Raw genomic sequence first — 20,446 nt, 5'->3', positions numbered from 1 at the left:
TTTCATCAATACCAAAGTATTCAACTAAAAGGCTATCCATTCTGAAGTTATAAGTTAAAACCCCGCCGCCCTTGTAAGCCCCCGGAGTGAACCAGCAACACCCGTTTTGTCGCCAGTGGCGGATTAAGTGATAACTGCTGCTCATAAGCCCAGAACAACTTCGCGGTGTATACCGGATCAAGCGGCAAATCCTGTTGGTCGTAACGCTGAATCAACGCTCGTAACACCTCCGGGCATTTGCCAAAGCCACCATGGTGATATTGATCAAAGAGTTGCCAGTTTGCCGAGGGCATTGCTTGCTGCCAGCGCTGGAAACATTCTCCTTGATCTGCCACCGCATTAACGCCAACAACACGGCATTGAGATCCTTGCTGGTATAAGGCTTTGGCCAAACCCAGCGCTGTCGTTCCAGTACCCACCGCCAACCAGACTTCGTCATAGGGTAAACCTTCAGAGCGTTGACAATAGTCCGCTAACAGCCCACAACCGGATTCACCATCAGCCCCCTGACCACCTTCGCCAATGACGTAAGCCTTGTACTCAGTCGCCAATTGTTGCTGGTAATCGACCTGATAGCGCCGGGAGTACGTTTTTTTATCGGCAAACACCAGCGTCATGCCCATCGCCTGGCAATCTTCCAGCGTCGGCGTCAGCGGCAGATGCTCATAACCTCTGACCACGCCTATCGTTGCTATGCCAAAGCGTTGCCCAAGCGCCGCCAGAGCATGTAAATGATTGGAGTATGGGCCGCCAAAACTCAGCAGAGCCCGAGCACCCTGCTGTTCGGCCTGCTGCAGATGACCAGATAATTTGAACACTTTATTGCCAGATATCTGCGGGTCGATCTGATCCAGCCGCAACACATCCGCCCCGGGCAAACCCGGCAGCGGATGAATCAATGATGGTTGAAAAGACAACAGTTCAGCCAATAAAGAGGAGGGAGAAACAGACATCAGAAGCGTTTTTTATCACCCGCATTGGGGTCTGAGGGAATACCAAACTGATTGGTTTCTTCCTTGGCAGACTCTTTTGATAGCTCCTGGCTTAGCGTATCTTCAACTTTCGTTTCACCATTGTACAAAGCGGCGGCCCTCTGCGTCAGATCACGGATCCGATCATTCTTTTCCGGATACTGGAGGTCAAACTCAATCAACAGCTTCTTAGCCGCTTTATAATAGTTGGTCGCCGTCACCACATCGCTGCGTTTGGCGGCAACATCCCCCTGTGCGGTGTAAGTATCCACTTCCCGCTCTAACAGTGTCATACGCAGATACCGACGGTATTCCATCATCGCGGTTTCGGAAATCTGTTTTTGCTTCACCATTGGCCCCAATGCTTTTAACACCCGGGAAAACTGCTGTTTGGCATAGCGGATTTCACGGTCACTTTTCAGCACTTTTCGCACTGAGTTACCCGCTTCAATTTTCTGCTGATATTGCTCCGAACTAAAGTCAGTGTCTGCCGCTGCTGCATCTTTTTTGGGCAGCGCTTCCCGATATCTCTTGTAGAAATAGGCAACCCGCTCCAGCACCACCAGCTGAACTTCTTTGAAGTTATCCACCATAATCAGAAACTCAAGCGCTTCCAGTAAATCCTCGGCGGCGATTTTAATCGCCCTTGCCTGAGCCCGTTTCTGATATTCCGCTTGCTGCTTTCTGCCTGCGATTACCAGGCCAAATAACACCAGCATTATCGGCAGAGCAATCGCTACAACTAAACCAATCGCCGACATAAACTATTAACAACCCTCAATTTTGTGCTATTCCTGAAAAAGCCAACGCTGCAATAAGTCTAGCAACGAATCAACAATTCGCAGCATCTAACTCAATCCAGGCCTGTGTTAAACATGCTAAAGGCCACAGATATTGAGTGATTGGCCGTTAATATGAAACAGAAGGCTTGACCACCCCCCGGGGTTTACGATTAAAGTGTCGCGTCTTAGTGTCTGACAATGTCAACTGAAAGTGACAACTATTGAGGGTAAAACAAAGGACATGGGTAAATCGCTGGTTATCGTGGAGTCGCCTGCCAAGGCCAAAACCATCAACAAATATCTGGGCAAAGACTTTATTGTTAAGTCCAGCGTTGGTCATGTACGCGATCTGCCGACCTCAGGTTCCGGCAAAACCAGCGATCCGAAAGAGCGCGCCAAACAAGCCGCACTGACCCGCAAAATGTCGCCGGAAGAAAAAGCCGCCCACAAAAAGCGTAAGGCCAAAGAGCAACTGATTGGTCGCATGGGTGTTGACCCGGAAGACAACTGGAAAGCTAACTATCAGGTGCTGCCCGGTAAAGAAAAGGTTGTTGATGAATTAAAACGGCTGGCCAAAGACGCTGACCATATCTATCTCGCAACCGATTTGGACCGCGAGGGGGAAGCCATCGCCTGGCACCTTCGTGAGATTATCGGCGAAAAAGACAAGAACTATCGTCGTGTGGTGTTTAACGAGATCACCAAAAAAGCCATTCAGGCGGCGTTTGAACAGCCCTCTGAGCTGAATATGAACCGCGTAAACGCCCAGCAAGCACGGCGTTTCCTCGACCGCGTGGTTGGCTTTATGGTATCGCCATTATTGTGGGCCAAAGTCGCTCGAGGTTTATCCGCCGGACGGGTTCAATCCGTTGCCGTAAGACTGATTGTTGAGCGCGAACGTGAGATTCGTGCCTTTATTCCGGAAGAATACTGGGAAGCTTTCGCCGAGCTGAACACTGCCGACGGCACTGAATTAAAAACCCAGGTGCTGAAATTTAAAGGTGAAGAGTTCCGCCCTACCAACGAAGCCGACACCATGGCCGCACTGGATACCCTGCGTGCCAGTGACTTTATTGTTAAAAGCCGCGAAGACAAACCGACCAGCTCCAAACCTGCTGCCCCTTTTATTACTTCAACGCTGCAACAAGCTGCCAGTACCCGTTTAGGCTTCAGTGTTAAGAAAACCATGACACTGGCGCAGCGCTTGTACGAAGCCGGTTACATCACCTATATGCGTACCGACTCCACCAACCTGAGTCAGGACGCTATCGACAGTGTGCGTGGTTATATCACCGATAAACTGGGTGAAGCGTATTTACCGGAACAACCACGCCTGTACAGCAGCAAAGAAGGCGCTCAGGAAGCGCACGAAGCGATTCGTCCTTCCGATGTAAAACTGCGCTCTGGTGATTTAAAAAGCATGGAGCCGGACGCTGAGCGCTTATACGACTTAATCTGGCGTCGTTTTGTCGCCTGTCAGACCAACGATGCCAAGTTTACCAGCACCACCATTACAGTCTCTGCATCCGACTACGATTTAAAAACCCGTGGCCGCGTGATTCGTTTTGATGGCCATTTAAAGGTCTTACCACCTGTCAGCAAAAACGATGACGATAAGGTACTGCCAGATGTGCAGCAGGGTGAGAAGCTGAAGCTGCAACATCTGCTGCCAAAGCAGCACTTTACCAAGCCTTCTCCACGTTTCTCCGAAGCGGCATTGGTAAAAGAGCTGGAAAAACGTGGCATTGGCCGTCCTTCGACCTACGCCTCCATTATTTCTACCATTCAGGATCGTGGTTACGTCAGCCTGCAAGGCCGTCGCTTCTATGCCGAGAAAATGGGCGATATTGTTACCAGTCGTCTGACGGAAAGCTTTGATGAACTGATGGATTACAGCTTTACCGCCAACATGGAAGAAAAGCTGGATGATATTGCCGATGGCGATATCAACTGGACTCAGGTACTGGATAATTTCTACAACGACTTCCAGAACCAGCTGGATGTGGCGGGCAGCGATGAAGGCATGCGCCCGAATTCGCCGGTCGATACCGACATTGACTGTCCTAAGTGTTCCCGCAATATGCAAATTCGCACCGGCTCAACCGGGGTATTCCTCGGTTGCTCCGGCTACAGCCTGCCACCCAAAGAGCGCTGTACTCAAACGCTGAATCTGATTCCGGGTGATGAAGCCATCACCGCCGATGAAGATGAAGAAGCGGAAAGCCGTCGTCTGATGGACAAGCGCCGTTGCAAGATTTGTGATGCCGCAATGGACAGCTATTTATTAGACGAAACCCGCAAAGTGCACATTTGTGGTAACAACCCGGACTGCTCAGGTTTCGAAGTGGAACAAGGTCAGTTCAAGATCAAAGGTTACGACGGCCCAACACTGGAATGTGATCGTTGCAGCAGCGAGATGCAGCTGAAATCCGGCCGCTTTGGTAAGTATTTTGGCTGCACCAACGACGAGTGCAAAAACACCCGCAAACTGCTGAAAAGTGGTGAGGCTGCGCCGCCAAAAATGGATCCGATTCCGATGCCGGAGCTGGCTTGCCAGAAAGTGGAAGACACCTACGTGTTACGTGACGGTGCCGCTGGTTTATTTTTAGCCGCCAGCCAGTTCCCGAAAAATCGCGAAACCCGTGCACCACAAGTGGCAGAGTTGTTATCGCATCAGGCCGAATTACCACAGAAGTATCACTATCTGCTGGATGCCCCTCGTGCTGACAGCGATGGTAACCCGAGTGTCATTCGTTACAGTCGTAAGACCAAAGAACAATACGTTATGACCGAAAATGCCGAAGGCAAAGCCACCGGCTGGACTGCGCATTTTGTCGATAGCGCCTGGGTCATTACCGAGAAGAAAAAAGCCGCTCCAAAAAAGAAAACGGCAGCGAAAAAGCCAGCCGCTAAAAAAACTAAAAGCTGATTGTTTCGTAGCTGAAGCCCGTTTTATTCATACCGAAATCCGAGAAAAGCGCTGATTAAATTAGTGCTTTTCCCGGATTTTTTCTTTTTTAAAGCCTTGTTAGCGTCAAGTTATGCTCTGATCCGCCAGGCATTTTCTTAAATAACGACAGGGAAAAGATTATGAAATGGATAACAACATTCATCACAGCTGCCACGTTAGCTTTAACGCCACTCTCGCAGGCTGAAAATACAGAGCCCTCAAGTCCCGCTCCGCTATCAATTAACATTAATACCGCCAGCGCCGAGGAATTAGCCGAGCTGGATGGTATTGGCAAATCCAAAGCAGAAGCCATTGTCTCTTACCGAGAGAATATGGGGAACTTCAGCTCAGTTGATGAACTGATATTAGTCAAAGGCATTGGTGAAGGCATACTGGAAAAGAATCGCGGCTTGATCGTAACCAGCACCGACTGACTACCTTCTTAACCCCAGCTAAAACCAACAACCCAAACCAGCAACTGCCAGATACAAAAACAGCCTCAAGTGAGGCTGTTTTTGTAGGGTTTAATGTTTATCAAAACATTAGTCTGCGATTAAACAGTTACCCCATTCACAACGCGCTAACAGATAACTGCCATCCGGACAGCGGGCATCATACACTTCATGAGGCCAGTCATTTTTCAGTAATTGTACTTTCGCACCCGGGCAGCCTTCGCGCTTGGTCATTTTTTCTACCACGTAAAATGAACGACCATACACTTTGCCGGTACGAGCCTGCACTGATGCCTGTTTTATTTTCAGGTCATCCGCACCATTCTGAGCACGTCGCTGTAACCCCACCAGACTGTTGTATAAAGTTTCGTTGCCACGCAAATCGCGCTCACCGTCATTGTATTGCGCCAGAATACCTTCACATAAACTGTCTTTATCACTGCTGTTTTGCATCAGTTCAGACACTTCCTGCTCAGCCGTTTCCACCACCTGCCAGGTAATGGCCATCGCCATACGGGCACCGGTTTCTGCACGGTCATCGGTCACAGTGATAATGTCGTGAGTCAGACCAAAATCGGCACTTTCAACAAATGCGCCGTTGCGTTTCCACCAGTTTTGCTGAGTTGTCAGCGCCTGTTGTTTTGCCGACGGACTAACGTCCTTACAGGCATCCACCCAGCTGCGTAAGCTGGTATCCGTTTGCAGAGCGTAATACACCGCTTCACCGGTTGGTGATAATTGACTGGACGCACAACCAACCAGACTCAGCAGAGCCAAAGCGGTAACGATTAAACGCATAACATTCTCCTTTTGAGGCTTTAAGCCTGTTAACAGGCCTCAAGCCAGGCCGATAATTCTGAGTGGGTAAATGGCCAGTCTAATTCCCGGCCATTCACCTCATCTTTTAATACCGGAATCCGGTTGCCATAACGTTCAACCAGTGTTTCCGACTCACTGATGTCTTCAATATAAACATCCACCGCCTGGTTAGCGGCAACATCAATAATGACCTGCTGGGCAAGCTCACACAGATGACACGCTTCGGTACTGAATAAAACGTAAGACATACCACTCCTCCGAAAAACCTCTACATTATAGCGATAATCTTACGGAAGACGTGGTTATTTATGCGGAATGAATAACAACCGGATTAAGCAGAGGTGCCTGGACTCTGATTAAATAATCCGGCCAGTTGTGTGGCTGCTTCAAGGCCCTGATTGAATTGATTAAAGATGTCTAACCGCTCTTCTTCCGGCAATAACTGATTCACCAGTTGTTGCAAAGTATCCTGCGGTTTCGGTAAGGCTGAGGCTTTATCAATGGCGGCCACATAAGCATCGACATAAGAGGCCAGTGGTGCTTTTAAACTTTCCAGTTGTTCGGTCGGTAATTGCGGCTGAATATCGGAATAGGCACGAGTCGATGAAGCAAAGGTCTGCTGGGTCAGATTGAGACTCAGAGACGCCAGTTCATTACCATCAAACCCTAATTCGAATGCCTGCTCCAGTGCACCGCCCAGGTCTCCGCTAAAGAAGCGTTCACTCAGATCCTGCACGGAATCGAACAAGCTGGTCAGTGCCTCCCTTTCATCTTCGTCGAGATTACCTTCAACGGATAATTCATAACCGGACTGACTGCTACTGCTAAGATTTAACTGACCCGGCGCAAATGAAGCTGAACGCGACTCAGACTGACTGAACGACACCGTCACTTTATCACCATCCCGGGTAAAGACTTCCAGTGACAGGCTGTTGGCTACACTTAACTGAGATTGACCGGCAAATGCTCTCGGCTGCTCTGAGCGCTCCGCCTGAGACAAAGGTTCAGGCGGCCGCAACGATTCCCCGGCCGCCAGACGATCAAGCCCGTCTTCGATCAGGCTGCGCCCGGCATCCAGCTCACGCTGCAGGTCGTCATTTAATAGCCCACGTCCCTGTAAAATAGACTCACCTTCGGCATACCCTTTGGCAACCCCTTCCCGTGCTGCGGCGACGCGTTCAGCAATACGTTCTTCCGAGGCACCGGCAGCGCGCAGACGTTCAATATCCCGGCCAATAAATTCCAGCATATTATCGGCAGTTTGCTGGGCTGACTGACGATCAGAGCGGGCAACTTCACGTGCCTCTGTTGTGCTTGGCTTTTGTACGGCATTGCCCGGGGAGGAGGAAGCCTGATCACGATTGCCGACCTGAGCGTTATCTGGCTTGAGAAAGCCAAATTGACTGGGATTAAGGGAGATGGTCATAGCAGGCCTCCGAAATGCGTTTCTATTGGCTGGTTATCGGCCGGCAACAGCCATTCTTTAACGAAAAAAGCCGCAGTTTTGCGGCTTTTTCAAATATGAGTCAGAGCTTATAAACTGGCTCAATAACAAATAGCACCCTGCTGGAAGTCATCGTTCAGATCCACCGACCAACTCACCTGATGATTTTCTAGCTCATCCAGCACATCCTGAGTGGAAGCGTACATCAGCTGAGTCATTTTCATGGCTTTAAAGGCCGCGCGACAGGCATTAGCATCCAGTGCCATGCTCTCTTCCAGAGTCATAATCCCGGCATGAACCAGCTCAGTACGCCAGCTGTTGGTGTCGCCGGATTCAGTCAGATGATTCACTAACGGTTTTATCAGAGATAACTTTTCGCCAGACATAGGCACCTCGGAGTGTCGTAGAGTTATTGTTAGAAATACGGTTCTTGCTTAGAGGTGCTATTACCTTGGCCCTTCATCAGGAGAAAATAAAGGTTAAAAAATAAACAGTTCTTTGAACAATCGTCACCAATCCAGCCTCCCTGACAGATCCGTGCCCCCAACCTTCTTAACGCTGCTGCCGCTGATTTCGATATTCCACCGGAGTTTGTTGTGTCCAGCGCTTAAAGGCCCGGTAAAAGGTACTGGGCTCGGAGAAACCGGTCAGATAGACAATTTCATCGATGCTTTCATCGGTTCTGGCTAATAAGCGCTTTGCCAGATTGCAGCGGTAATTCGCCAGTAACTGATTAAAATTAGTATCTGCTTCCGACAGCCGGGTCCGCAATGTGCGAGGCTTGATCGCCAAGCGTGCTGCCACGGCATCAAGGCTGACTTCACCGGTCTCCAGTATTTCACCAAATACTTTATAAACTCCGGAGACAATATCCCGGCGTTCCAGTTTGGCAACGTGTTCACTGGCAAGCTTTTCGTGTAACTGCAACAATTCCGGTTCCGCATGGGAAGACGGCTGCGCCAGCAAGCGCCGGTCGAAATAAATCCTGACTTCCTTTTGTGCAAAGGTAACCGGGCACTGATAAATGCGCTGATGCTCCTGGTCAGAACCCGGTGCCGGATGGGAGAAATGGATATGAGACGCGACAAACGCTCCATCGGTCACATACTGGAAAAACTGGATCAGCCCCAACACCATACATTCCGACAAATGCCGCAACGATGAGGTCAGATCGGTTGCGGTTCCAACCCGGATATACACCTGATCTCCGGCCTCTTCCATGCTGGATTGGGAGGCGTCACTCAACAGCCGCTGATAGTTCAGTGAGCGGCTTAAGCCATCACCAAAGGTTGGGCTGGATAAAAACAAATATTGCAGTACCTGCCCCTGATACACAGGCAGGTGTTCGCCTAAATGCAGGCCAATATCGCTATCCTGACTGACATCTTCCAACACTTGCCAGAATAACGTTTGCGCCGCATGAGGAGTACGGGCGTGCCGGTCTGAAATTAATTCCGGGGTGATTCCCAGCCGCTTTGCGATAGTGGCAACATCCAGATCCATCTTCTGCATGGCCTGATACGCCAGCTGAATCATAATGCCGGAGTCACGTAATTCTGCTATTCCACTGGACATAAGTGTTTGAATTTCCTCAGGAGTATCAGCGGATTTTGCCAGATCAAAGCACGGCTGCAAGTGTTATTGACCTTTCTGACGCAACGACCAAAAGTGCTGCCAATGGGTTAACGAAAAAGCAACTTACACTGATCCGCTCATCCCGTTTGTTACCGGAGTGGATCATGATGGATCCTGTCAGCCCTCTTCTTTTTCGCGAAACACCGTCATTACCCGGCCAATATCTGCGTGCTCTGCTTCACCGGCAAAAGCCTTCATCTCAGAATTCGTTGCCGGCATTAGCAGCGTTGCAGAGCCACGTAATGCCAGACGTCCATCATGTAAAAGCTTATGCTGAGCTGTGTGGTTTTAACGCTTCTTTATCGACGTTGCCAATTACCTATCCGCATATGTTGGCGTTTCCGCTGCATATGGAGCTGATGCTGCACAAACGCTTTCCTCTGGCACTCATCGGGCTGGTACACATACGCAACCGAATCACTCAATACCGTGGCATCCAGCCACACGAAACTCTGTCCATTTATTGTGTGCTTTCAGGCCAGCGTAACACCGCTAAAGGGCTGGAATTTGATATCACCTCACAAGTCTGTAGTGCTGGTGAGTTAGTCTGGCAATCCGTCAGCACCAATCTGGCTCGCCTGCGCAGCAGCACAAACAGCAACAACTCAAATGGCAAGGCAGCGGAACAGAAGAGAACCAGAGAACCGCTCCCTCCCCATTACGCTTTACACAGTCAGTGGTCACTGCCTGAAGATCTGGGAAGACGTTACGCTAAAGTCTCGGGAGACTCTAATCCGATTCATCTGTGGCCAGCTTCAGCCAAATTATTGGGATTTAAACGCCATATTGCACATGGTATGTGGAGCAAAGCACGACTGGCTGCGACGTTATATCCTCAGCCTGACAGCGAAGCCTGTACTCTGGATGTTGAATTTAAGCAGCCGGTTTTCTTACCGTCGAAAGTGTGTCTGTTCACCGACCCTGACCTGAGCGGTCAGTTTTATGTTGCTGATGCTGAACGGCTGCAGTGTTATTTACGCGGTGTCATACAGGAAGGCTCTTACTGAAGCCACGATCCCTGAAAAATGCTTTTTGTGATCACCTTCACACTAAAACAAAGATCATATGCGTCATCATTTAACTTTAATAAACAAGCGTTTATTCTTTTTAGCCATATCGTATCAACCGGCAGAGTATTACCTCATTGCCGGCTTTTCCAGAAAAGGCAGCTAACCATGCGCTTCGTGTAGATGCGTGTCACGCAGCTGCTACAATAGGTAACAACCGACAAATTTTGTCACCCAGGCATGCGATAAAATCAGACAATTGTGTACTTTGACCAATGGCATGACCATTGCTCGTAATTCCCGTTGTTATAAACAGTGCCATGAATATGGCGAACATGCTGTTACCCAACACCGGATATACAGGATTAACCGGGTGTAAAATATCACCTAAAAATAAAAATCAGGCGTTTAAAATGGAACAAGGCTATTTATCGACAGCGTTAATCAGACCTTTGCTGGAAGCAACCGGATCGGCCTTTTTTAACGAGACCCATGAGCATAACGATGCACTGCAACGTGTTATCAAACAAATGCGCGACCCGGATAGCCTGATTAATAAGGCCGATGCTGATCAGATGATTACCCAGCTGATCCACAGCAGCCGCGACGAATCCTTATGCGTCCAGCCGGCACATCGTTTTAATACCCATAGCAGCTGCCAGCTGCAGCATCTGTTTTTATGCTGCAACACCCTGCGCGAGGCTCTGTATTATCTGGAGAAGTTTTCGCCACTGCTCAGTGATCAGTTGGAAATTCAGGTAACCCGCACCCGGGATAACACCATCAAAGTTAAACTGCCGGTGTCTGAAGACTATATTCGCACAACGGAGCGTCACCGTACTGAAGTGATTATCAGCACATTGCTGAACTGGTTACGCCAGCTATGCGGCAGCGAGTTACAGATTAATGCCATTACCCTGCCCTTCCCGGCGACGCAATACCGCTCACAATACGAGCGTGCCTGGCGTGCTCAGGTAGAATTTAATAACCCCGAATGTGCGATTCATTTTAACAGCAAGTGGTTAGATGAAGGGTTGCATAATACCAACCCACACATTCTGAAAATGATGAAGCGCGAAGTTGAAGAGCGCTATCGCAAACTGGCTCGCTCCGGCTCCTTAGCTGAGCGCATTCGCAAAGCATTAAGCCAGAGTAAAATTCGCCTGAATGCTAACCAGCAGGAAGTGGCCGACTATTTTCATATCAGTGCCCGCACTCTGAACCGCCATCTGCATAAAGAACAGACCTCACTGAAACAGATTATTACCGATGTACGCATCGATACCGCTAAGCGTTTACTGGTCAATTCCAACGACAGCATTGAACAGATCGCATTACAGATTGGTTTATCCGGACGCCGTACGTTGGATCGTATTTTTATCAAAGAAATTAATCAGAGCCCGGCCCAATACCGCCAGCTGCATAAATCCGGGCCATTGATGGTTGTGAATGGTTAACGGGCACTGGTCACTATCAGGCAATGCCCAGCAGGCGGACTCGTTGTAATGCAGCGACACTGACCGCGTCGGTGATTTCCCCGGATAGTGCCATCGCCAAAGCGTCCGAGAAGGGCAAACGGCGCACGGTAATCACTTCCGTTTCTTCAAATTCCGTCTCACCCTGCTGTAAATCGGTTGCCACAAAGGCGAATGCCTCTTCGTCGGTAATGGAATTACTTAGGTGCAGATGACACAAAGGCTGCAGCTGCTTTGCCAACAAACCGGTTTCTTCCTTCAGTTCACGTAACGCACATTGCTCAGGGGCTTCATGATGGGGCGCCCCGCCCATGGGTATTTCCCAGTGGTATTGGTCCAGCGGATAACGATACTGGCCCACCAGCCAGGTATCGCCGTTCTCGGCCAGAGGAACAATGGCAACGGCACGATTCTTAAACGATACCGTACCATAAATCCCCGGCTTTCCGGCTGGGTTAAGCACCTGATGTTCTTCGACATGAATCCACGGATTATCGTAAATCAGCCGTTTCTGCTGCACTTTCCAGGGATTATTCTGCTTCATTTAAATACCGCCGGCTGCTTCCATTTCATAACGGCCAGAAACGCAATGCCGGAAATAGCTCCTAATAGATGTGAATTGGTTTCGACCCGCCCGCCAATATAATCCAGCAGCGCCATATCATTATAAAACGGTGATTGTTCCCATAGGCATTTGCCAACAATAACAAGCAAAAACAACCAGGCCATCCGGCGGCTGTAATACGGTGAAAGAAAGGGGGCAACCAGTAATAAACCATGCAGAGCACCGGACATACCCACATAACGTTGCAGATAGCCGGCATACAGATACAAACCAACCCCCACAACACTGATGCACCAGGCCAGCAGGAAGATACCCAAGCGGTTATTCAGAGACGGGCCGGCAATATAGGCAAACAGTGCCATACCAGCGGTATTACCCAACAGATGGTTGTCAGAAAGATGGACCCAGCTGGCGGTAAACAAACGCCACCACTGCCCCTGATTGATCAGGCTTCGATCAAACTCCAGCCACCGGGAAGACCAGGGCTCTAATAACCCCAGCGCCAGCATCAATATAATGCTGGCAATATACAATCCATAACGCTGAGTCACATTGCGAACGGCAACCACAACTTGCCCTCTGGCAGAAAAGTCAGCGCCGCATTATAACCGTCGAATACGTGGAACCAAGCACAACAGCAACATCCAGAGTGCGATTGCACCACCACCGCCGCCACCGGAAGAGGACGCGGCATTCTGACCATCGTCGGCCGGAGCAATAACACCCGCATCAGAGCCACTATTGCCACCAGTACTGATAGCAGAATCTGCCGACAGCGGAGCATTGTTTGCCATTACCAACAAGCGCGCAGGCACATCAAAATTGGCGACCTGATACCCCTGACCCACCTCAATCACAGTATCACCACTGGCATTACCCTGAGCATCAATGGCCAGAGTCAGATTGCCGGACTGACTTCTGACTGACAGCTGCAAATAAACTTCGTCGTAATCCTGGTTTTCCAACCGTTGGGCAAACATTAAACGGTTCCAGCCGCGGCTAACCGAATAGTTGGCCTGCGCCATCAGCGCTGCACCACCGGACTGAGGGTTGTCTGCGAACAAAGCAATATCAACAACACCATTCTCTAAAGCAAACCAGTCCACGCCATCCAGAGCCGTGATCGCGTCATCAATTGGCAAGCGGATAACAATCTGAGCAGCGCTATCCGCTACCCGATACGACGCATTAGGGCCCACTTCATCCAGGCCAATATTGTTGCCATACACAGCGTTACTGATGCGCAAATCAATGTCGGCGACCAGACCAGCTTGCAGGCGTACTAACTCAACCGCATTATCTTCGGCGCTTGGCGCCGGGCTGACGGCTGAAAAAACCACGCTGTTTTCAGATGAACTGAAGACATCATTGGCATCCCCACGATTCAGATTATTATCCAGGTCGTGACCACCATCGGCTTCTTCTACACCCACCAGCTGATGGTTAACGTCGTCATTCTGGCCACCTAACGGGCCGTAACCCACGCGGTCATCAATGCGGGTCAACAGAATGCCTTCCCCAGGCAGGCCCGCATCAAAATCACTTAAACGGCGATGTTCCAACAATAAACGCTGACCATGACGGTAGGCATCCAGAGAGACTTCCAGTACATCAGCCGCTTCTGATAAGGCCCGTAAACGCACGCTGGAAAAACCTTCTTGCGCCTGATTTGGCTGTACAAAGCCCACCTGCTCTTTACTCCAGCCCAGCATATGAGCTGGCTTATTACCGGCGTGGCCAGCAGATGAATTCCAGCCGCCTAATCCCATCAAGCCCCAGCGGCCAACACCTGCACTCTGACCCCCACGGTCGTACAAATCCGGCAGGTCGAACAACAGGTGACCCAGTTCATGACAGATAATACCAATGGTCGCCTGGTGATCCTGGTGGCGCTCACCAAACATGGCATATTCACCAATATTCACAGAGCCGTAGCGGCCCTGAGACAAGCTGCTTTTGTGTGCCCAGACGCGAGGATGGCTGGTGCCTGCACCAGCAAATGCCTGCTCATAACCTGCCACCATAAAGACGATAGCCAGCTCGCTGGGGTCCAGCCAGCTGTCACCGTTACGATCATAAGCGGCCAGATTCAGATCCTGAGGCAGAGCCGCTAACGCATCCCGGGCAAGAGTCTGACTCTGAGTGCTGAAACTATTGCCAAAATCAGGGTGATTACGGTTTAAACGTACCGAAACAATACCGTCATTGAGTGCGCCATGGTTTTCGTTAACCGCCGCCACTTCGAAGTTATCGTAGGAATTTTCAAGGAAGTAACCGGTGACGCTGTCTTCACCGGAGAACATACGCTGGGCAATCTCGGCGTCGCTGTAACGGAAATCCTGATCAGCAAAAGCAACGCGAACCACCAGCAACGGCTGACGGTGATACTGGCCAGCGGTAAAACGATAAGGAGTGCGCTCTGACTGAGCCAGCTGTACAGTGCGTGACAGTGTGTGTGAATGGGCCTGAGCTCGCAGGTCTTTAGTTGCCAGGTTTTTAACGACAACACCAGCAACAACCGCTTCACCGGTGGAGATAACCCGGCCCTGATCATCACGTTGGGCATAAAACCAGTAACCTTGCTGTTCAACCAGCAGCTCGCCCTCATCGGTTTCAACCCAGAGGTTATCCTGATTGCCCTGAGTGGTTACCCACCACTGTTGGCCATCGGACAGAGTAATCTGTACGCGCTGAGACAGTGGCTGTACGGATGCTTCAGCACCCAGTGGCAGTAATAAAACAAGGATAAGAAGAACAACAAACATGACCACGCTTCCGATATTTCACTATCTGAAGCGTAGATAACCTTTGTTTACTGAAAGCCCGTTTTAACAAAGACCTACAACAAAGCAAAAAAGTGACTCAGGCATCATTCAGCCACGTCAAAAAAATGAACGATGAGTTTTTGACGCTCATCACCTCCATACATCTGAAACCCGAAGTTACCGTTTTTTAACACTCTGGTTACTTTAACCATCCACCTGTTTCACAAACGCCAGCGCTCGCTTTTCCATCCAGTAGGTCTGATCCGTACTGCGCTCAATAAAACCAACGTGACCACCGCTGTCAGGCACTTCCAGATGCAGATAATCATGCTGGCGCGCCATGGCTCTGGGATAACAAGCGGCCGATAAAAACGGATCGTTATCAGCATTCACCAATAACGCCGGAATCTTAAGCTGTGATAAATAAGACAAACAGCTGGACTGCTGCCAGTAATCCAGAGCGTCTTTAAAGCCATGTAACGGCGCCGTATAACGATCATCAAACTGGCGGAATGTGCGGATTTGTGGGTAACCATCAGCGGACACCCGATCCGGAAAACGTTGCGCCTTTTGTTCCACCTTCACCCGCAGGTCACGCAGAAAACGCCACATAAAGATACGATTGCGGCGACCTGCCAGTTGGTTAGCACTGCCTTTTAAGTCACAGGGAACTGAAAAGCCACTGACCGAAGCAACCGCTTGCGGCATATGCGCATCACGCCCGGCATATAACAAGCTGAGGTTACCGCCCATCGAAAACCCCACCAGATGAACGCGCTGATAGCCTTGCTGCAGCGCATGGCAGACCACACGATGCAGATCGTCTGTCGCACCGCTGTGATACATACGTGGCAAACGATTGGGTTCGCCACTGCAGCTGCGGAAGTTCCACGCCAGCGCATCCAACCCTTCGCGGTTTGCCTGACGTAAAGTTCCCAATACATAAGGTCGGCGTGAGTGGCCTTCCAGCCCATGCGACACAATAACCAGTGATGATGTTCGACCCTCGCGACAAAGCGACCAGTCGAGGTCAAGAAAATCACCGTCATCCAACTCCAGCCGCTCGCGCTTCAGGCCAGGCAGATCAAGATTACGGAATAAAGTTGGATAAATGCTCTGAACATAGCCGTTGGCAAAGCCCCGGGGTGGGCGGTATGAAGACGTAAGCAGGGGCATAACAGGCAATACACTCAAAAGAATCAGCGTGTATTGTAAACAAGAAAGCAATCAGGAAGGCAGTGCCAGAAAGGTCGTAATCAGAAGCGCTGATTCAGATAGTCCAGAATGGCTTCGCGGCTATACAACCAGCGGCCTTGCTGCTCGTCGTCGATACGCAAACAGGGAACCCGCGGCGCGCCACCACCGTTTACCAGCTCATTGCGATAGGCGTTAACACGAATCACGTCTTTTTCCACCACCCGCAGGCCGAGTTTTTCACAATGGCGTTTGATTTCGATAGAGGAAGGACAAGTGCGGCAGAAATACAGGTGCATTTTACGCGACGCACGATCCAGCCGATGTTGCTCGTCTTGCGATCGCTGCAACGGTTTAACCGGTACCATACGATCGAGAAAGTCAGCCGCCAGACCTTTTACTTGTCGGGTCAGTGTCATGAAATAGCACTCGTAACAGAACGAGCGGCATTTTAGGCAGTTGGCGTTAAATATCCAGTATCAATTGGTTAAAAAGGCAGAAAATTTTTATCCTTTCTGCCTTTTTCAATAATTCCATATCAGGGAGTATGCAGAATGGAAACTGATGTCAGTACAATCAGCATGGTAATCACCATCAACCAGCGGCTGCGCTGACAGAACTTACACGGTTTTTTGCCTGCTTTATGATCGCCGCTGGCGGCTTGACGGGCGAGCCGCGCTTGCTGCGCAGCTCTGGAGTTGGTGGTAAACATACAGTGCTCCCTGTTTACCCTTGAGTATAGGCAACTCTGAGTAGTTCATCTGAGTAGTTCAGTCGATCCATTTATTACGGCTGAATGACGGAATATCGCTCCAGTTTTCCCAATGCATCCAAACGGCTACCGCTTTGCCAACAATATTTTCTTCTGGCACAAAACCCCAGCCTCGACTGTCATGACTGTTACCACGGTTATCGCCCATCATAAAATAATGGCCTTGTGGAACTTGCCACTCCCCTTCCGGGCCAGCCCAGATCACTTTTTGGTTAGAGCGGCGATCCACTCCCACTACCCACTGAATTGGAGCATCAGCAGCATCCAGTGATTCCTGCGCCAGATATTTACGTGGGTTATACGGTGGCTCACCACCCAGCTCCTGAGTATCGATGCGTTTGCCATTGATGGTCAGCTGTTTGTTACGATATTCAATGGTATCACCCGGCAGACCAATCACACGTTTAATAAAGTAGCGTGGATCATTCGGCGGGAAAAACACCATCACATCGCCTCGTTCCGGCAGGTCGATGGGTACCAGCGTGTTGCCAAACACCGGCATACGCAGACCATAATGGAATTTACTGACCAGAATAAAATCGCCTTTTACCAGCCCTGGCTCCATCGAACCAGATGGAATCTGAAACGGTTCGGCAATAAAGGAGCGCAATACAAACACTACTGCCAGAACCGGGAAGAAGGATTTGCCTTGTTCAATAATAAAGGGCTCTTTTTCAGCGGCTGCCAGTTCATCGGCCGTCGCCATACGCTCTTCCAGCTCGGCGACACGGGCCAGACGTTGCTTCTTAAACCAGAGAACATCCAGCAGCGCAATCAGACCGGTAGCCAGGGTGGCGATCATCAGAATCAGAGGAAAATCGATATCCATAGCGTTTTCTTATAACAAGTCATAATAAAGTCCGGCATTCTAACCCCCTGACCTTCTTTACGCGAGCAGCTAGACTCTTTATTACTGAGTTTCTGATAACGGCTAACCCATAAAAAGACCATGACTCAATTCCAGACACCTGATGGTATCCAACTCGTCTACGAAACCTTTGGCCTGAGCCAGCATCCGGCTGTCATTCTGATTATGGGCTTAGGTGCCCAAATGCGGGTCTGGCCTGATGAGCTGTGCCAGCGACTGGCAGGAGCCGGATATTATGTGGTGCGCTTTGATAATCGTGATGTCGGAGATTCGACTCATCTGAATGATCAGGGCTCACCCAGCCTGTTAAAAACCTGGCTGCAACAAAAAATGCAGCGTCAGGCCGACGTACCCTATACCCTGCATGATATGAGCCGTGATGTACTGGCCCTGCTGGACCAATTGCAACTGGATAACGCCCACCTGATCGGCGCGTCAATGGGTGGCATGATCGCTCAGATTCTGGCCGCCACCAAACGCAAACGGGTACGCAGCCTGACGTCGATTATGTCAGCAGGCCGGGCACCCGGGTTACCCGATCCCAACCTGAAAGTGTTGCTGCAGTTAGCCAAGCGGCCGACGCCGTTTAATCGCGAGGCATCCGTTCGTTACACCATGCGGATGAACCGCCTGATTGGCTCTCCCGCCTACCCGATGGATGAAATGGAATTACGCCAGCTGGCAGAAACCAGTTTTGACCGGGCCGGTTCGCCGTGTGGCTTTAAACGCCAGCTGGTTGCGATTACCGCCGCCGGAGATCGTCGTCATTTGCTGCAAAAAATCAAAGTACCGACTCTTGTGATTCATGGTTCCGATGATCCACTAATCCCAGCGCGTATGGGTGCTGATACTGCGGCAGCCATTCGTAAGGCCAAATTAAAAATTATTCAGGGAATGGGCCATGACCTGCCACCCGCTCTGGTACCAAAGCTAAGTAAAATGCTGATTAAACACCTGAATAAGTCAGAACGAAAATGGCATAAACGAACATTAAAACGTGCCGCTCAAAATGACCTGAAAAATCAGCCCAACAACCTAATAGCGGTGTAATTCTTTACCGAGATCAAGTTTTTATTAAATAACCAGATAATCACATACGATCTGCTACAGTTAATCGCAGATATTAATTGTTGATGAGATTGTCATGGTTTCTTTCTTGCGCTTAACGCCCCTGCTATCCATATTAAAGCCTCTGTTATTAGCCTTGTTGGTTGCATCCAATACTAATGCGGCGCCCACTCCGGGGTCACATATCAAGGTGTATGTTCCCAGTCTGCCGTACTTATACGTTTCTCATGCCATTAATGGTGCCTTACTGAAACCCGCCAATAACGACAGAAACTGGGATTATGATCTGGCGACGTCTTACCGCCAGCTGAGTGATACAGAGTATGAGTTTTCGTTACGCCGTGGCGTGGTGTTTCAGGATGGCAGCCCGTTTAATGCTGATGCCGTGCTGGAAAATATGACGTACTTTAAAAAAGCGCCGTTTTTATTTAGTAAATTTCACGAGTATTACGACAGAACGGAAAAAATCGATGACTATACGGTTCGTTTTCATTTAAAAGGAAAATATGGTTCGTTTATCAATGATGTGATCTGGCTGCATTTTTATACAACCGACTACCTGAAAAAATTCGGCTGGAATGGCAAAGCAACCTGCCCGAATCTGGCAGAACCCGGCCCTTACGCCACCGGCCCTTATATTCTTAAAGAAGGCTATATTGAAGGCGATCGTAATACCCCTAAAGCCGTACTGGTCGCTAACCCAAACTATTACGCCAAAGACCAGATCAACGTTGAAACAGTAACCGTTTATACCCAGCTGGATTCTGATATTGCCTTAGAAGAAGTGACGGACAGCGAAGGTCAGCTGGATATTATGCCAATTCCGGTGACCGAAGTGGCATCAGTAATGACCTCGGCATACTCAAAGCTGATCAGTGGTCCTTCCAACGACAATATTGCCATTCATATCAATATGATTACCGGCAACCCGAAATTAAAAGATAAAAAAATACGCCAGGCTCTGAATCGTGCGCTGGATCAACAGGCGATTATTAAAAATTCATTTTTTGGTTTTGCTGAAAGTAAACCAACACTGGCCTCTCCGAATTTTCCCGGGGTCAGCAAGGTAGCGCAGTCGCTGAAAGCCTACTCAGAGGTTGAGAACCCGAAAGCTATTCGTCAGCAATTAACACAAACCCTGAAAGGTCTGAAACTTAAAGTACTGACTCAGGAGCGATTTATGTTCCTGTGGAAATCCATCGACCGGGATTTACGAAAAGTGGGTGTCGAACTTGAGTTTGAAGTCACTTCCAATGAAACCGTTATTTTTGAACAACTGCTGTCGACCAATGCCGGTAAAAATACCATGGACTGGGATCTGTTGGTGTGGGGCGATGATGACTGGTACTTCAACCATCCATGGTCTGCCTTTTTTGTTTATAAAACTGACAGTGTCTGGAGCACCATTTCTCCGGACCCAACTATGAATGCCTACATCGATACTATGCTGACGGAGACACTGAATACGCCGGCATCAACACAATCTATCCGCCAGATTATGCAACGCGCTTACGATAATGCTTATATGTTGTTTGTACCTGCGCCGAAAAAAGTAATGGCGGTTAATCAGGAAGTGCATTTCACCCCCTATAAAATGGCGACCATCCCTCTCTGGGAAGTAGAAATTACCGATCAGCACTGGTCGGTTAAATAAAACCGACCCAATTCAATAATTAAGA

Annotated in this window: 20 protein-coding genes; 6 read left to right on the top strand and 14 right to left on the bottom strand. The window is 49.6% G+C overall.

Features of this window, described 5'->3' with window-relative positions:
* Positions 1–47: 47 nt before the first annotated feature.
* Positions 48–953, bottom strand: a complete 906-nt coding sequence (locus ACO05E_RS13675) for a 1-aminocyclopropane-1-carboxylate deaminase/D-cysteine desulfhydrase (RefSeq protein ID WP_419813499.1) — start codon at positions 951–953, stop codon at positions 48–50.
* Positions 953–1,732, bottom strand: a complete 780-nt coding sequence (locus ACO05E_RS13670; RefSeq protein ID WP_419813498.1) for a hypothetical protein — start codon at positions 1,730–1,732, stop codon at positions 953–955. The genes ACO05E_RS13675 and ACO05E_RS13670 overlap by 1 nt, the downstream gene beginning before the upstream one ends.
* 262 nt (positions 1,733–1,994) lie before the next feature.
* Between ACO05E_RS13670 and topA the strand changes: the two genes are divergently transcribed.
* Together topA and ACO05E_RS13660 are read left to right on the top strand one after the other, a co-directional pair.
* Positions 1,995–4,682 carry a type I DNA topoisomerase gene (gene topA, locus ACO05E_RS13665; protein WP_419813497.1) on the top strand — a complete coding sequence of 896 codons (2,688 nt, stop codon included), beginning with the start codon at positions 1,995–1,997 and terminating at the stop codon, positions 4,680–4,682.
* Positions 4,683–4,843: 161 nt separating this feature from the next.
* Positions 4,844–5,137 (top strand): ComEA family DNA-binding protein, encoded by a 294-nt coding sequence (locus ACO05E_RS13660; protein WP_419813496.1) that lies wholly within the window; start codon positions 4,844–4,846, stop codon positions 5,135–5,137.
* Between the two features lie 108 nt (positions 5,138–5,245).
* Here ACO05E_RS13660 and ACO05E_RS13655 read toward each other — a convergent pair whose 3' ends face one another.
* The 5 genes from ACO05E_RS13655 to ACO05E_RS13635 all read right to left on the bottom strand — a co-directional run bounded on the left by ACO05E_RS13655 (position 5,246) and on the right by ACO05E_RS13635 (position 8,993).
* Positions 5,246–5,953, bottom strand: a complete 708-nt coding sequence (locus ACO05E_RS13655) for a hypothetical protein (RefSeq protein WP_419813495.1) — start codon at positions 5,951–5,953, stop codon at positions 5,246–5,248.
* Positions 5,954–5,982: 29 nt separating this feature from the next.
* Positions 5,983–6,222, bottom strand: coding sequence for a glutaredoxin family protein (locus ACO05E_RS13650; protein ID WP_419813494.1), 240 nt, complete (start codon positions 6,220–6,222; stop codon positions 5,983–5,985).
* A gap of 83 nt (positions 6,223–6,305) precedes the next feature.
* Positions 6,306–7,400: a DUF5610 domain-containing protein gene (locus tag ACO05E_RS13645; protein WP_419813493.1), complete on the bottom strand. Its 1,095-nt coding sequence runs from the start codon at positions 7,398–7,400 to the stop codon at positions 6,306–6,308.
* 119 nt (positions 7,401–7,519) lie between these two features.
* Entirely contained in the window at positions 7,520–7,804 is a 285-nt protein-coding gene (locus ACO05E_RS13640) for a hypothetical protein (RefSeq protein ID WP_419813492.1), read from the bottom strand.
* 166 nt (positions 7,805–7,970) lie between these two features.
* Entirely contained in the window at positions 7,971–8,993 is a 1,023-nt protein-coding gene (locus ACO05E_RS13635; RefSeq protein WP_419813491.1) for an AraC family transcriptional regulator, read from the bottom strand.
* A 2-nt stretch (positions 8,994–8,995) separates the two neighbouring features.
* Between ACO05E_RS13635 and ACO05E_RS13630 the strand changes: the two genes are divergently transcribed.
* The gene (locus ACO05E_RS13630; protein ID WP_421722736.1) at positions 8,996–10,060 is read left to right on the top strand and encodes a MaoC family dehydratase; all 1,065 of its coding nucleotides are present in this window, start codon (positions 8,996–8,998) and stop codon (positions 10,058–10,060) included.
* A gap of 413 nt (positions 10,061–10,473) precedes the next feature.
* The gene (locus ACO05E_RS13625) at positions 10,474–11,517 is read left to right on the top strand and encodes an AraC family transcriptional regulator ligand-binding domain-containing protein (RefSeq protein WP_419813489.1); all 1,044 of its coding nucleotides are present in this window, start codon (positions 10,474–10,476) and stop codon (positions 11,515–11,517) included.
* Between the two features lie 16 nt (positions 11,518–11,533).
* Here ACO05E_RS13625 and ACO05E_RS13620 read toward each other — a convergent pair whose 3' ends face one another.
* The 7 genes from ACO05E_RS13620 to lepB all read right to left on the bottom strand — a co-directional run bounded on the left by ACO05E_RS13620 (position 11,534) and on the right by lepB (position 17,660).
* On the bottom strand, positions 11,534–12,079 hold the full coding sequence (locus ACO05E_RS13620) for an NUDIX domain-containing protein (RefSeq protein ID WP_419813488.1): 546 nt from the start codon (positions 12,077–12,079) through the stop codon (positions 11,534–11,536).
* Positions 12,076–12,669, bottom strand: a complete 594-nt coding sequence (gene rrtA / locus ACO05E_RS13615; RefSeq protein ID WP_419813487.1) for a rhombosortase — start codon at positions 12,667–12,669, stop codon at positions 12,076–12,078. Before rrtA ends, ACO05E_RS13620 begins: the two co-directional genes overlap by 4 nt.
* 33 nt (positions 12,670–12,702) lie before the next feature.
* Positions 12,703–14,865: a M6 family metalloprotease domain-containing protein gene (locus ACO05E_RS13610; RefSeq protein ID WP_419813486.1), complete on the bottom strand. Its 2,163-nt coding sequence runs from the start codon at positions 14,863–14,865 to the stop codon at positions 12,703–12,705.
* A 204-nt stretch (positions 14,866–15,069) separates the two neighbouring features.
* Complete coding sequence (locus ACO05E_RS13605; protein WP_419813485.1) at positions 15,070–16,041, bottom strand: YheT family hydrolase; 972 nt, start codon at positions 16,039–16,041, stop codon at positions 15,070–15,072.
* Positions 16,042–16,121: 80 nt separating this feature from the next.
* The gene (locus tag ACO05E_RS13600; RefSeq protein ID WP_419813484.1) at positions 16,122–16,478 is read right to left on the bottom strand and encodes a glutaredoxin family protein; all 357 of its coding nucleotides are present in this window, start codon (positions 16,476–16,478) and stop codon (positions 16,122–16,124) included.
* Between the two features lie 119 nt (positions 16,479–16,597).
* Positions 16,598–16,771, bottom strand: a complete 174-nt coding sequence (locus ACO05E_RS13595; protein WP_419813483.1) for a hypothetical protein — start codon at positions 16,769–16,771, stop codon at positions 16,598–16,600.
* Between the two features lie 58 nt (positions 16,772–16,829).
* A complete protein-coding gene (gene lepB, locus ACO05E_RS13590; protein ID WP_419813482.1) occupies positions 16,830–17,660 on the bottom strand; it encodes a signal peptidase I in 831 nt (276 codons plus the stop codon).
* 120 nt (positions 17,661–17,780) lie between these two features.
* Here lepB and ACO05E_RS13585 point away from each other — a divergent pair, with 120 nt between their 5' ends.
* Both ACO05E_RS13585 and ACO05E_RS13580 read left to right on the top strand, forming a co-directional pair.
* Positions 17,781–18,749: an alpha/beta fold hydrolase gene (locus ACO05E_RS13585; RefSeq protein ID WP_419813481.1), complete on the top strand. Its 969-nt coding sequence runs from the start codon at positions 17,781–17,783 to the stop codon at positions 18,747–18,749.
* Positions 18,750–18,843: 94 nt separating this feature from the next.
* A complete protein-coding gene (locus ACO05E_RS13580; protein ID WP_419813480.1) occupies positions 18,844–20,421 on the top strand; it encodes an ABC transporter substrate-binding protein in 1,578 nt (525 codons plus the stop codon).
* Positions 20,422–20,446: the final 25 nt, after the last annotated feature.

The sequence above is a fragment of the Bacterioplanoides sp. genome (genome assembly GCF_965226395.1).
In the GTDB taxonomy this organism is placed as follows: Bacteria; Pseudomonadota; Gammaproteobacteria; order Pseudomonadales; family Oceanobacteraceae; genus Bacterioplanoides.
This window is presented reverse-complemented; position numbering and strand designations above follow the sequence as displayed.